Origin of the sequence: Streptomyces aculeolatus (assembly GCF_020400605.1) — a bacterium.
Lineage (GTDB): Bacteria > Actinomycetota > Actinomycetes > Streptomycetales > Streptomycetaceae > Streptomyces > Streptomyces aculeolatus.
Map to the genome: position 1 here is coordinate 217,156 of NZ_JAINRD010000002.1, position 13,617 is coordinate 230,772.

The 13,617-nt window shown below is 76.3% G+C and carries 11 protein-coding genes; all 11 read right to left on the reverse strand.

Features of this window, described 5'->3' with window-relative positions:
* Nucleotides 1-5: 5 nt before the first annotated feature.
* Entirely contained in the window at nt 6-2,456 is a 2,451-nt protein-coding gene (locus tag LG396_RS05410; RefSeq protein ID WP_225793836.1) for a GTPase-associated protein 1-related protein, read from the reverse strand.
* Entirely contained in the window at nt 2,453-3,640 is a 1,188-nt protein-coding gene (locus tag LG396_RS05415; RefSeq protein ID WP_225793837.1) for a TRAFAC clade GTPase domain-containing protein, read from the reverse strand. The genes LG396_RS05410 and LG396_RS05415 overlap by 4 nt, the downstream gene beginning before the upstream one ends.
* Nucleotides 3,641-5,347 carry an Hsp70 family protein gene (locus LG396_RS05420; protein ID WP_225793838.1) on the reverse strand — a complete coding sequence of 569 codons (1,707 nt, stop codon included), beginning with the start codon at nt 5,345-5,347 and terminating at the stop codon, nt 3,641-3,643.
* A gap of 2 nt (nt 5,348-5,349) precedes the next feature.
* The gene (locus LG396_RS39610) at nt 5,350-7,377 is read right to left on the reverse strand and encodes an AAA family ATPase (RefSeq protein ID WP_225793839.1); all 2,028 of its coding nucleotides are present in this window, start codon (nt 7,375-7,377) and stop codon (nt 5,350-5,352) included.
* Nucleotides 7,374-8,888, reverse strand: coding sequence for a hypothetical protein (locus LG396_RS05430; protein ID WP_225793840.1), 1,515 nt, complete (start codon nt 8,886-8,888; stop codon nt 7,374-7,376). Before LG396_RS05430 ends, LG396_RS39610 begins: the two co-directional genes overlap by 4 nt.
* The gene (locus LG396_RS05435; protein ID WP_225793841.1) at nt 8,885-9,529 is read right to left on the reverse strand and encodes a 4Fe-4S single cluster domain-containing protein; all 645 of its coding nucleotides are present in this window, start codon (nt 9,527-9,529) and stop codon (nt 8,885-8,887) included. The genes LG396_RS05430 and LG396_RS05435 overlap by 4 nt, the downstream gene beginning before the upstream one ends.
* On the reverse strand, nt 9,526-10,575 hold the full coding sequence (locus tag LG396_RS05440; protein WP_225793842.1) for a protein kinase domain-containing protein: 1,050 nt from the start codon (nt 10,573-10,575) through the stop codon (nt 9,526-9,528). Before LG396_RS05440 ends, LG396_RS05435 begins: the two co-directional genes overlap by 4 nt.
* A gap of 2 nt (nt 10,576-10,577) precedes the next feature.
* A complete protein-coding gene (locus LG396_RS05445; RefSeq protein WP_225793843.1) occupies nt 10,578-11,384 on the reverse strand; it encodes a protein phosphatase 2C domain-containing protein in 807 nt (268 codons plus the stop codon).
* Entirely contained in the window at nt 11,381-12,151 is a 771-nt protein-coding gene (locus LG396_RS05450) for a vWA domain-containing protein (RefSeq protein ID WP_225793844.1), read from the reverse strand. The genes LG396_RS05445 and LG396_RS05450 overlap by 4 nt, the downstream gene beginning before the upstream one ends.
* Nucleotides 12,148-12,360 (reverse strand): hypothetical protein, encoded by a 213-nt coding sequence (locus LG396_RS05455; protein ID WP_225793845.1) that lies wholly within the window; start codon nt 12,358-12,360, stop codon nt 12,148-12,150. Before LG396_RS05455 ends, LG396_RS05450 begins: the two co-directional genes overlap by 4 nt.
* 143 nt (nt 12,361-12,503) lie before the next feature.
* Nucleotides 12,504-13,604, reverse strand: a complete 1,101-nt coding sequence (locus LG396_RS05460) for a macro domain-containing protein (RefSeq protein WP_225793846.1) — start codon at nt 13,602-13,604, stop codon at nt 12,504-12,506.
* Between the last annotated feature and the right edge of the window lie 13 nt (nt 13,605-13,617).

The window sequence follows — 13,617 nt, forward strand, 5'->3', positions numbered from 1 at the left end:
GGCGGTCACCGCCCTTCCTGTTCCGGACCGTCCGGGGGCCGCCGCCGGCTTCGCTTCCGGTTCCACTTCTGCAGCCGGCCGAGCCGCTGCTCGGCGTACTCCGCGTAGACGCCGGCGAGGTCGGAGTGGTGGCGCTCCAGCGCGCGCGACATGCGCTCCAGGTGCGTGGAGGGCCAGTGCTGGGCCAGGTGCAGATGCACCGCCCCGAGGGTCTCCCAGTGGGTGTGCGGCAGGCGGGCCCGGGCCCCGTAGGCCTTGATCAGGCCGGTGAGGTGGGTGAACAGCACGTCGCTGACGCGGGACGGGGGTAAGGACACGACGGCCTTCTGCACGGAGCTGAGATAGGCGCCGGTGACCGTGAAGCCGAACTGCTCGATGTCCCTGGCCAGCAGGGCCGGGTCGGCGGGCAGCCGGAGCATGGTGGGCACCAGCAGGAAGTTCTTCAGCGCGCGCGTCGGCGCCCAGGCGTCGACCTGCGGTCTGCGGAACTCCCGGGCGAGCGCCGTGGCTTCGGCGGTCCCGGTCAGGGCCGCGTGCAGTTCGAGCGTGGTCACCACGCAGTCCTGGGTGGCCGGCTTCAGCCAGGCGTAGCGGCGGGTCGTGGAGAGCGTCTCGCACAGCAGCAGGCAGGAGTCCAGGGCGCGGCGGTCGGCGATGTCCTGCTTCACCGCGCGGTCGAACCACTCGCCGACCGCGTCGCCCGGTGTCCGGTCCACGGGCAGCCGCTCGGCGATCTCGATCGCCTCCTCGTGCCGCCACGCCGGCGACGGCTGCCGCCACAGCCCGCGCAGCAGCTCCGCGTCCGGCGTGTGCTCCGCGCGCACCTCCAGGATCCGGAACAGCAGCTCGACCGTGCGCGTGGGCTGCCGCTCGGCCTGCGCCCGCCAGTAGTACTCCAGCAGCCGCGGCTGCCCCGCGAGGTCCGCCTCCTTCAGCAACTGCGCGGGGAACTGGGCGAAGAGCTGCTCCTGACCGCCCCGCGCGTTCAGGACCTCCTGCACCGCCGTCGCGAGCGCGGTCCTGAACGCCGGGAGGGCGCGGACCAGGTACGCGACCTCCTGCTCCAGCGCCGTACCCGCGTCCGAGACGCCGAGGAGCGCGCGGGCCGCGTCCAGGCTCAGGGCAGCGAGCAGCTCCGGCGGCGCGGCGAGCCCCGCCCCCTGTGCCCACAGCAGGAGCCGGACCCGCTGGCGGATGGTGACGGCCTCGTCGACCAGGCCGCGCCACAGCGCCGTGCCCTCCTGCCTCTCGGCCGGATCGGTGAGGGGTACGGGAGCCTGCTCGTTCCCCGTGCCGGTCACGTAGGCGCGGATCCGGGACCGGTGCAGCTTGCGCTCCAGCTCCCGGTGCAGCGCGGTGTCGCCGCCCGCCTCGGCGGCCGAACTCAGCGCCGCGAGCTGGTCGTCGTCCAGGTCGCGGTGCTTGGCGTGGAGGTCCGCCGCCACCGCCGCGCCGCGCGGCCCGAGGTGGCCGGCGCCGGGCAGCCAGGCGATCACCGCGCGGACGTCGGGGCCGTCCAGCTCGATGCCGCCCGCCGCCGCGGCCGCCGCCACCGGGGCGTGCCAGTCGCCGAGGTCGTGCTCCGCGCCGTCCGTGTAGTCGGCCGTCCAGGACCACACCGAGCGGATCGAGCCGACGCCGATGCGCGTCAGCAGGCGCACCACGGGGTGGGTGGGCACGACCTCCGGGAAGCGGCCCGCGGCGAAGTCGAAGACGGTGTACGACTCCTCGTCGTCGGGGCCGAACGACAGGTTCGCCCCCGGCACCGAGCCGATCAGGTGCAGGCGGCTGCGGGCGGGGCGGAAGGCGTACGTCGCGAAGGAGAGGGCGCGGGCCGCCGCGGGCGGCAGCAGGTACGAGACCGCCGCGAACCAGTGGGCGATCCGGTCGGTCGACTCGTCGACCACCACCACGGAGCCGTCCTCGGCGAGCGCAGCGAACACCGCGGCCAGCAGGGCCGGCAGCTGGTCCGCGTGCGGGTGGGCGCGCAGGAAGGCGCGTACGGAACGGGGGGAGAGCGGCCCGCGCGGCAGCGGCGCGCGCAGCTCCGGGATCTCGGTCGTCGCGGCGACCCGCGACGTCCACAGCGGGGAGTCCCACAGCTCGATCGCGAGCAGCCCGCCGCTGTCCCGGGTGAAGTCGCCCCCGGTGTACAGGGCGTGGGCGAAGTAGTTGCCGAAGCGGCGCGCCGAGTCGCGGCCCACGTACCGTACGCACAGCGTGGTGACGCCGCCCTGCCTGCCGGGGGTGTGGCAGAGGTTGACGGGGCAGCGGGCGAGCAGCTCGGGGGCGTCCGACTCGACGAGGGCGCGCGGCGGTTCGTACCCGGCGAGGCCCTCCACGCGGTGCCGGGTCTCGGCCGACACCCCTTCGCTGACCGCGTTGAACTGGAAGCCGGAGGAGCCGCTGAGCCCGTGCTCGCAGGAGGTGTAGTAGAGCTGCTGGAAGCCGCTCATCCCCGGCCCGCCTTCGGTACCGAACCGAACTCGCTCAGCAGCCACAGCAGCGGGTCCGCGACCCGGTAGGGCTGGATCCCGGTGTCGGCGACCCGGGAGTCGGCCGTCGCGCTGCGGCCGAGCGAGGAGACGCCGAAGTAGCGGTAGCGGGCGAAGGTGTTCTCCAGCGACTGGTCGATGGGCACCCCGTCCCAGTCCTTGAGCAGCCGGCGCACCTCCTCGTGGACGCTGAGGCTGTCGCCGACCTCGAAGCGCCCGCGCGCGGGCGCGTGCGACCGCAGCGGGCTGCCGTTCTCCAGCAGGTGCCAGAAGGCGTCCGTCTTGGAGAAGACGACGGCGAGCGGGGTGCCGACCCGTGCGGACTTGCCGCCGCGGGCGGCCAGCAGCATGCTGCTCACCCGGCTCAGCAGGCTGATCGGCGGGTCGATGCCGTCCATGCCGGGCAGCGGGGTGCCCGGTGCCGCCAGGTCCCGGGCACCGGGCAGCTGGAGCGGGTCGAGCAGCAGGATGATGCCGTCGGCGTTGGTCAGGTACCGGGTGTTCAGCTCGACGCTCTCCCGGCTGCTGAAGTCCTCGCCCGCCGTGTCGAAGAACGACAGCACGGTGTGCTGCGGCCGCTCCCCGAAGAGGCCCCGGCGGCGCAGCCCGAACCGGAACACCAGGGGCTCGACCCGGTTGGCGTTGGTGGTGGCGGTCTGCGTGGGCGGGAACATCTGCCGGTCCCGGTAGAGCCGGTCCTCGTACTCGGAGCTGTAGCGGCGCATGGTGGCGTCGTCCGAGCCCATCAGCGACGCGCCGAACGCCTCGCCGACCTGGTGGCGCATCTCGTGCAGCAGCACGGTCATGTAGATCGTCTTGCCGGAGGACCGCGCGCCGACCATGGCGATGAGGCGGTTCTCCACCATGCCGAACTGCACCGGCAGTTCGACGTGGCAGACCGGGCAGATGCGGTACGTCGACTCGCCGTCGCACTCCGGGCAGACCGCCGTCGGCTTGCGGCCGTCGGCGGTGAAGACCGGGCCCGCGTCGTGGCTGGGGCGGCGGCCGAAGCGCTCGTCGAGGACCGGGTCGCGGCGGCGGTCGCACTTCTTGCCCGTGCGGCTGAGCCGGCCGTTGCAGCGGAAGCGGATCTCGCGCGGGGCGAGGGTCTCGTAGCAGTAGGGGCAGATGGGTCGTCTGGCCATTCAGGTCACTCGCAGCCGGTGCAGCGCCGTGGGGCGGATGTCGATGTCGGATTCGTGGGGGCCGTCGCCGTCCGCGCCGGGGTCCCGCTCCCGGTCGCGGTCCAGGGCCCGGTCCCGGCCGGAGGCGGGGCCGTGCGCGGGGAAGCAGACGAGCCAGGACGGTCCCCGGGTGCTGGGCAGGGGGAACTCCACGGACATGGGGATGCCGGCCGGCAGTCGCTGGGCGGGGACCTCGTAGAGGACGGTGCCCTCGGCGGTGCTGGTGGGGCGGTAGCGGCCGAGTCCGTGGACTATCCGCAGGGCGGGCAGGTCGCAGCCGGTACGGGCGGTGAAGGTGACGGTCGCGATGCGGGAGCCGGTGAGGCGGCGGCGCAGGGAGGGCTCGTACTCGACGATGGGCGGCTCCGCCGGTACGCGCCGGGAGGCGGCGCCCTCGGTGTCGACGGCGGCGTCGGGGACGAGGGCCTCGACGGTGAGGGTGACGGCTCCCCGGCCCACGAGGAGGTCGAGTCCGCCGTCGTGTTCGTAGGCCCGGCGCTGGCAGCGGATGTCGCCGTCGCGGGGGCCGTCGGCGGCGGCGGTGGCGTCCTCGCGGCGCCAGCGGACGCGGGCGGTGAGGGCGGAGTCGGGCCAGGCCCAGAGGACCAGGAGGTGGTCGTCCCGGCGGATGGCCTGGAGCTGCGTCACGGGGACGGAGTAGAGGACGGGCCCGGAACCCGCGGGAGCGGGGGAGGGGGAGGAGGGAGGGGGCGGCTCGGGTTCGCGGTACGGGGGCGGGGCGGACGCGGGGTCCGGCGCGGGCTGCGGCTCGGGTGCCGGTGCCGGCCCGGGCGCCGCCGCCGCCGACTCCGGTGCCGGTTCCCGCGGTTGCTCCGGTTCCTGCGCCGCCACCGGTTCTTCCGGTGCCGGTGCCGGTGCCGGTTCGGGTGCCCGCTCCCGCTCCGATTCCGGCTCGCCCGCGGGAGCGGCGGCCCGCCCCGGCTCGGGGTCCTTCGGCAGCGGGCTCCAGGACTGCGGCTCCGGGTCCTCCAGGGCCGGCGGATACCCGGTCCGCGCCGGTGCCGGCCCGGTGGCGATCCGCAGCAGGCCGAAGTCCGCCAGCAGCAGCAGCCCGCGTACGACGGCCAGTTCGGGGTCGGTGCAGCGGACCGTCACGCCCTGGGCCCCGGGGAGGTTCTCGATCTCCTCGCGCCGTTCCGGTGCGCCGTAGCGGCCCCCGGACAGGAGCACGGCGTCCGGCAGCGCCTCGGCCAGCACTCCGGCCACGGCCGCGAGCGCGCCGTCGCCGGCCGGCTCCCCGCCTCGCGTGCTGACGACGTGGGCCGTCAGGTCCGGCGCGATGTCCAGGACGGTCAGCCCGATCGCCCCGGCGGCCTCGTCGACCACCAGGACCGTACGGCTGACGCCCTCGCTGATCGCGCCGTAGTGCACGGCCGCCGCGACCGGCTCCGGGACGATCCGCTCGACGCGCAGCCCCGCGTCCTCCGCGGCGCGGCGCAGGCGCGCCTCGGCCTCCCGGCCGGCGGACGCGGGCAGCCCGAACACGACCTCCTCGCCCGCGGTGCCCTCCGGGAGCAGCGCGAGCGCGGCGGCCGGGTCGGCGACGCCGTCCGTCCCCTCCAGGTCCGTGACCGTCACGGCCGGGCGGCCGTCCGGGCCGATCCGGCCGATGCGGGCGACGCGGTCGCCCAGGGCGATACCGAGCATCTTCAGTGCTCCCTCTCCTCGGTCCTGACCCACGCCGTGCCGGCGGCGTCGACGCCCAGCCGGATCCCGTCGCCCGCCGCCGGCCGGCGGGCCAGGAAGTGGGCCACGACGGCCGCCCGCAGCCGCTCCATCTCGTTGCGGATCTGCCGGCCGCCGTACGCCTGGTGCTCCGGGTCGCTCATCCGCTCGGTGATCCAGGGGTGCAGCGTGTCCGTGTCCGGTACCAGGTCGACCCGGTGGCGTTCGCGGACGGACTCGGCGAGCTGCCCCAGCAGCCGGTCGGCGATCTTCACGACGTGCTCGCGGCGCAGCATGTCGAAGACGACCACGCCCGGCTTGAGCCGGCCGTAGATCTCCGGCCGGCCGATCTCCCGGAACTTCTCCTCCACGGCCCGCGTGAAGTGCGCCTCCAGCGCGGCGTACGGCAGGTCCTCCCCGCCGTCGTACAGCAGTTCCTGGACGGCCTCCGCGCCCGTGTTGGAGGTGAAGATGATCAGACACTGGGAGAAGTACGCGGTCTGCCCGCGGCCGTCGGTGAGGCGGCCGTCCTCCAGGATCTGCAGGAACTTGTCCAGCACCCGGGGGTGCGCCTTCTCGATCTCGTCGAAGAGCAGGACGCTGAACGGCCGTTCCTGGACCCGGCGGGTCAGCTCCCCGCCCTGTTCGTGGCCGATGAAGCCGGGCGGGGCGCCCGCGAGCCGCTCGGCCGCGTGCTCCTGCTGGTACTCGCTCATGTCGAAGCGGGCGTACGCGCTTTGGTCGCCGAACATCAGCTCGGCCACCGCCTTGGCGAGTTCGGTCTTGCCCACGCCGGTGGGGCCGACGAAGAAGAACGCCCCGCGCGGGCGCGCGGTGCCGGAGCCGCCGAAGTCGATGCCCACGAAGGCGGCCTGGAGCGCGGCGGCCACCGCGTCGACGGCCTTCGCCTGCCCGACCACCCGGGCGCCGAGCACGCCGGCCGCGCGGGCGACGGTGTCCCGGTCCAACTGGGTCCACGGGTCGACGCTCACGTTGAGCCGGTGCACCTCCAGGAGCTTGTCCGGCTTCTGCAGCGGGGCGTTGCGCAGCCAGGACGTCCGGGCGAGGGCGTCGATGTCCCAGCCGGCCATCCCGTCCGTCGCGCCGACCAGCGCCTCCACGTCGTGGCGGGTGGCGTCCGCGGCGCCGTTGAAGTGGTCGCGCAGCCAGGACAGCCACAGCCGGCGCTCGCCGGGGTCCGGCGGGCCGATGTGCAGGGTGGCGATCCGGGGGTCCTCCAGGTGGAACCAGCCGGGCAGCCGGCCGACGTCGCCCACCGCGCACAGCACGGCGTTGCGGGCGTGCGGCCGGCGGTCCCGCGGGGCGCCGTGCGGCGTCGCGGCGTCGGCCATCGCGGCGCGCAGCCGCAGGTAGCCGGCGTTCGACTCCGGCCGGCCGGGCGGGAGGTGGTGGTCGACGTCCTGGAAGACGAAGGCCGTGGAGGTGTCGGGCGAGGCGGCGACGCGGTGCACGGTGGCGACCACGTCGTCGAACGTCCGGCCGGGGCCGGCCCTGCGCGGGGAGAGCAGGCCGGCGCGGTCCCGCTCGCGGTCGGCGCCGCGCCGGCCGCGTGCGTCGCCGTTCCGCCGCTCGTCCCGCGGGGTCTCCCGGTCTCCGTCCCGGCGGCCGTCCCCGCCGCCCGCGTCCCCGTCGCCTTCCGCGTCCCGGTCGGTGCCGCGCGCCCCGGTACGGGGCCTGTTCGCGGCCAGCGCCGCGAAGCGCTCCGCGTGGCCCGGCAGCGGGAACGTGAGCCCGGCCACCGGATCCCACCAGCCCACCACGTCCGCGCCGCGCGCCTCCAGCAGCCCGGCGACCACCGTGCGGAAGTCGGCCGGCTCGTCGTCGAACCACCAGCGGTCCCGGATCTGCCCGCTCAGGATCACCTGGCGGCCCCGCCGCAGCTCCCAGCCGAGCGACACCGCCCACAGCGGCATCATGCCGTCGGCGGTGACCGGCCCCGCGCCCGCGTCCCCGTCCCCCTCGCCCGGCTTCGTGAAGTCGACCGTGCTCACGGCGCCTGCCTCCGGTGGGTGTCGTGCGGCAGCGTCTTGGCCCGCCGGTCCGGCGGCGGCTTGCCGTCCCAGGACAACTCGTCCGGTACGAAGCCCTCGGCACCGCCCAGCGCCCCGTGCACGCGCTCCAGCAGCGCCTCGGTGGCGTCGCACACCGGCTCGTCCTGCGGCGCGTACAGCGTCACGTCCGGCTCGCCGTCCACGTGGTAGACGAGGAGGGGCGTGCCGTCGTCCTCGCTGGCGACGGTCGTCTCGTACGTCGCCCCGGTCGGCCGCGTGAAATGCAGCCGGAAGCTGCCGCCCTCGTCCTCCCCGCCCTCGAAGGCGAAGCCCTCGCCGGTCATGGCGTCCCGGAGCGCCTCGACCAGGTCGCGGCGCCGCTGGTAGGCCAGTTCGAGTTCGTCCAGCCGGCGTTCCGCGTCGGGCAGCAGGCCCTCGACCTCGGCGACGGCCGCCAGCGCGACGGACGCCGACCGCGCGGCGAGCGCCGCGGTGGCCCTGCCCAGGGCGTCGCCGATCTCGTCACCGATCCCGGGGTCGCCCAGCTCGGCGGCGGTGTCCACGACACCCTGCGCCGGGGCGCGGACGGCGCCGAGGCGCTCCCCGGCCTCCGCGAGCGCCAGTTCCAGTGCGGCCACGCGCGCGCGTTCCGCCTCCTCGGCGCGTTCCCGTTCGGCCGCCGCCGCCCGCGCGCGCTCCGCCTCCTCGGCGGCGGCCGCCGCCTCGGCCGACTCCTGCCGCGCCGCCTCGGCCGCCTCCCGCTGCCGCGCCTCGGCCGACTCCCGCCGCGCGGCCTCCCGCACCTGCGCGACCACCGACGCGTGCCGGGCGAGGGCGTGTTCCACCGTGCCGCGCAGCGCCTCGAAGCGGACCTGCCGGTCCGGCGCCGCCGCCGCGCGGAGCTGGTCGAGCAGTTCGGTGCAGCGCCGGTGGCCGTCCGGGTCGAGGGCGGCGCCGTCCGTACCGACCGCCGAGAGGCGGCGCTCCAGGCCCGCGAGCACCGTGGCGCTGTCCTGCGGGCCGTCCCCGGTGGCCGCCGGGGACAGGTTCACGACCCGGTCGCGCAGCTCCTCCACCGCGCCGCCGAGCCGCTCGCCGCCTGCCGCCCGCTCCCGCAGACGGGCCAACTGCCCTTCCAGGGCCTCGACCCCGGCGCCGGCGCCGGCACCCGACCGCCGGGCCCCGGCGAGGAGGTCCCGTACCTCGTCGAGACCCCGCTCGTCGACCCGCCCCTGCTCGGCGCGTGCCCGCGCCACCGCCGCGTCGCGCTCCGCGGCCCGGCCGGCGGCCCGCTCCGCCTCCTTGCGGGCGAGTTCGGCCCGGCGCCGCTCCGCCTCGGCGCGGGCCCGCTCCCGGCGCGCGGCCGCCTCCCGGGCGAGCCGGGCACGCTCGGCGGCCCGCCGCTTCTCCCGGGCGCGGCGCTGCTCCTCGCGGCGCCGGCGCTGCGCCGCCTCCCGGGCCGCGTACGCGGCGCCCATGCGGACGGTGCTGTACTTCGGCGATCCGCTCATCGTTCCCTCCGCGCTTCGGTGCGCAGCACGAATCCCCGCGCCGCGAGCTGGTCTTCGAGTCCCTCGCGGAAGCCGGGTGCGGGCGGCACCCCGGCCCACGAGACCGCGCCGTCCGGGTCGACGGACAGCTCGATCCCCGCGGTCGTGTCCGGTTCCGCCAGCGCCCGGGCGTACCGGTCGGTGAGCGGGACGAGCCGCTGGTTGGCCGAGCCGCGCCAGCGCAGGCTGCCGTGCCGGGCCGCGACGTACGGCCCGTCGACCAGCAGGTCCAGCCGGTCGAGCAGGGCGCGCCGGTCGGGGCCGCCGCGGCGCAGCGCCTCGTACCGGAAGCCCGAGTACGCCATCGCGCCGAAGTCCGGTCGCCTGGCGCGTACCGCGTCGAGCAGCGCGGCAAGGGCGCCGGCCTGGCTGAAGGGCTCGCCGCCGGAGAGGGTCACGCCCTCGATGCCGTCCAGCGCGCAGAGCCAGTCGGCGAGTCCGGCGACCGTCCGGGTGGTGCCGCCCTCGAACGGCAGGGTCTCCGCGGCCACGCAGCCCCGGCAGCGCAGCGGGCAGCCCTGGACCCAGACGACCGCGCGCGTGCCGGGGCCGAGGACCGTGCAGCGGTCCAGGGTGCGGGCGACGGAGAGCCGGCCGGTCACGCTTCCTCCCGCGGCTCTGGCGGGTAGCTGTCGCAGCCCCGGCCGGCCTGGTCGCACCACGGGCACCAGGGCCGCTCCACGGTGTGGACGTGCCGGTCGTTCGCCGCGCACACCTTCAGCCGCCCGGGGGCCAGTTCCGCGGCGAGCAGCCCGGCCCACCCGGCCGCCTGCGGCCGGCTCCCCGCGCCGGCGAACGCCGCCCGGAAGCCCTCGGCGAGCGGTCTCGGCAGCAGGTCGGCGGGCGGCACCGAGCGGGGCAGCAGCACCGACGTGCGGTCGAGGAGCCGGCAGCGGCCGTGCACCACGTTGTCGTCGTACGACACGTAGTCGCCGCCCTCCGCCGGGTGGCCCGCGAACGGGTGCAGGCCGGCCACGAGCAACTGGTGGACCAGGACGGCCAGCGCGAAGTCGTCCGACGCGCTGTCCGGCGGGGTACCGGGCGGGACGCCGATCCGCTCCGGGGCGGTGTAGCCGGGGGTGCGCATCCGGCCGGCGAAGGTGTCGGGGCCGTCGGTGAACTGCCAGGAGTCGACGTCGGCCATGCCCACCCGGCCGGTCCCGTCGACCCAGAGGTTGTCGGGCTTGAGGTCGCCCACCACATAGCCCTCGGCGTGCACCTGGGCCAGCAGCCGGGCCAGGGCCAGGGCGGCGCGCAGGGCGGTCGCCCAGGTCGCCCCGGGGAGGAGCGCCCGGCGGACGTGCGGGTCGAGGAGGTGGCCGAACGGCTGGTAGGCGTGGCGCATGTCGGTCATCACGTAGCCGTCGACGCGCTCCGGGTCGCCACCGGCCGTACGGATCGGCACCAGCGGCCAGGACAGCCGGACCGGCGTGCCGGAGAGCAGCACGACGGTGCGCGGTTCGCGGCGCTGGCGGACGAGGCGGGCCACCCGGCGCCGGAACGCCTCGGGGTCGGGCGGATCCGGGACGAGCTTCGCGACGAGCGGGCGGGTGTCGTCGACGCCGTACACGAAACCCTCGGAGCCGCTGCCGATCTGCTCGGTGAGCCGCCAGGTGCGCCCGTTCCCGGACACCACGGTGAGTGCCACGGTCACCCCTCTCCCGCGAGGGCGCACAGCAGCGTCAGGTCGTCGCCGGTCCTGGCGGCGTCGGGTCCGGAGAGCAGCCGGCGCAGCGGCTCGGCGTCCCCGCCGGACGCGCGCAGGGACGCCGCCACGCCGGCGAAGAAGCCCGCGGCGGGCAGCGGTCCGGCCTCGGGCGGCAGCCCGTGGACGGACGGGTGGTCGAGGGCGAGCGCGGCCAGGCCGTCGGTGGCCAGGAAGACGCCGCCGAGTTCCGGTTCCCAGACGGTGAACGTACGGACCCGCAGGGCCGCGCCGGGGGAGGAGAGGAAGGGGGCGGGGCCGGCGGGCGGCGGGAGGACCAGGTGGCCGCGGTCGTCGCGGGTCAGCAGGGCGGCGAAGCCGTCGCCGACGGAGACGAAGGCGACCCAGGGCGGGGCGACGACCGCGGCGGTCAGCGTGGCCGCCAGCGCACCCGGGTCCGGCGGCGTCCGTTCCGGGGGCGTCCGCTCCGGGGGCGCCGCGCCCGTGTCCGCGGCCAGCACCCCCGCCACCGCCCGCAGATAGGCCTCGACCACCCGCTGCCCCCGCCCCGCGATCCACCGGGTCCACCGCTCCGGCGCCGCCCCGGCGTCCGGTAAGTCCTGGACGAGCACGCGGCACGCCGCGTCGACGGCCAGGTGCGCGCCCAGCGCGCTGCGCTCCCTGCTGCCCGCGCCGTCGGACACCGCCAGCACCGCCGCGCCGCCCAGGTCGACCGCCTTGAACGCGTCCTGGCAGCCCTGCGCCGCGGCGAGGTGCGCGGTGCCCTGGACACAGGCGCCCGCGACGATCACAGCAGGTCCCTCTCCAGCCTCTCCATCCGCGCCTGCTTCGCGGCGCGTTCCTCGATCTGCGCGTGGATGACGTCCGCCGCCAGGTCCGGGCTGCTGTCGTCGGTGCTGTGGAAGAACAGGTCGATGATCCGGCCGAAGTCCAGGTGCGCCAGCGAGGACGTGGCCTTCGGCGCGAGGACCCGGAGCGTCGGCAGGTCCGCGTCGCGCACCCCGATCACCTGGAACACCCACTCCCGGTCCTCCTCGCCCCTGCGCACCTTCGCCGCGGTGTCCGCCAGGGCGGGCGTGTCCAGCGGGCGGCCCTGCGCGTCGCTCGGCGCACCGTCGGTAAGGACCCAGACGAAGGGGCGCCGGACGGGCACCCGTTGCTGCTGGAGGGTGCGGTGGCGGGAGCGGACCAGGCCGAGTGCCGCCTCCACGGCGTCCGTCAGCCGGGTCAGGCCGCCGGCCCGCAGAGTGGGCGGGCGCAGTTCGCGTACGGGCACGAAGACCCGGTCCGCGTCGGCCTCCTCGACGGGGACGAGGCGGCCGGGGCCGGGGTCGTGGACCCGTACCTCCGAGTCGAAGGTGATGAGGCAGACCTCCATCCGGGTGCGCAGCCGCTCCCGGGCCCTGATCCCGTCGAACCAGCGGGCCAGCGCCTCGTTCAGCTCGTCGATCCGCGGGTGCTCCACGGGCCGGCCCATGGACGCGGAGGTGTCGAGCAGGAGGACGACGGGCTGCCGCTCCCCGTACCCCTGGCCGAGTTCGATGCCCTCCAGGCTCATCCGGCCTCCGTCTCCGGGCCGGCGTGCGCCGCCAGCCGCTGCTCGGCGGGGTCCAGGCGCACGGTGACGGCCGTACCCGGCGGCACTCCGGCCGGCTCGGGACGCATCCGTAACAGGACGCCCTCGACGAGTACGTACGCGTCCGGAGCGGGCCAGGTCACCGTGCGACCCGCGCGGCCGTCCGCCCACCCCGCCATCCCCCTGGTCATGCGACCACGCTAGGGCGCTTCGCCACCGACATGTCTGGTCCTTACGAGAATTGACGCACCGTCGAGACAACGGACCGACCGGCGCACGGGCCGCCCGGGCGGAGGTTCCCCCCGGCGTCCGCCGGAGCGGCCCGCACATCCAGTCAAGCGGACCCGCCGGGCGCCGATCGGTCGCCCCCTGGGCGGGTCCTGGACGCGACCAGCTCCACCACGCGGGCGGCCTCGGGGTCGCGGACGACGATGTGCACGTCCCAGGGCGCCCCGCGGGCCAGTTCCGCCTCGACGGCGCTCCACAGGGCGGTGGCGCTCACCCGGTACGGGAGCCCGCCGCGGCCCGAGCCGAGGAGGGCGAAGCACACCGAGGCGAGCGGCGGCGCGAACCGGTCGTGCTCCTCGGCCAGCAGCCCGATCGCGCGCGAGGCCGCGCGTGTGACGTCGGTGGGCAGCACGTCGTAGTCGTTGGTCCCGGCCCGGGGCCGGGCCACGGCGGCGTGGTAGATGCGCCGTACGCCCTGCTCGGCCATGGCGCCCGAGCCCGTCGCCGCCACCGTCCCGGGGAGCACCGGGCGGCCCGACGTGCCGTGCTGCGCCGTCCACTTGCGCAGCTCGTCGTGGACCGGGTCGTCCAGCAGGTCGCCGGTCACCCCGCGCACGGACGCGGCGCGGCGCAGCGAGGCGGAGACCGAGGACTTGTACGGCTCGGGCAGCGCGAAGTACGTGTTGGCGGGCGCCACCACCACGTCCACGTCCCGCAGCAGTTCGACGGGGTGCACGTGGAGCGTGAGGCGTACGGACCGGTCGCCCGCCAGGACCTCCAGGGCGCGGTGGGTGCCGGCCTCCCACTCGGTCGCGGCCGGCTCGCCGCCGCCCTCCGCCAGCTCCACTATGTACCCGGCCACCTGCTCCAGCACCATCACCTCGTGGTGCTTGCGGAACCGCTCCTCGCTCACCCGGTACACCTCGGCCGCGCGCGCCCGGCGGGAGGACGCCGGCCAGTCCCGCGTGCCCTGGGCCAGCCCCAGTGTGTACTCGGCGGCGGTGCGCAGCGTGCCCGCGTCGAGCCGCTCGACGGCGCGGCGCAGCAGCGCCTCCACGGCGCCCTCGCGGGTGCGGGCGGTCACGGCACGGGCGGCGGCGGCCTCCAGGGAGGGCAGCTCGCGGCCCCGTAAGCGCAGCAGTCCGGCACGGCGGACGGCCCGCAGGTCCACCAGGACTGACGCGGTGTCAAGGAGCGGCGGTGCCATCCGACTACCTTGT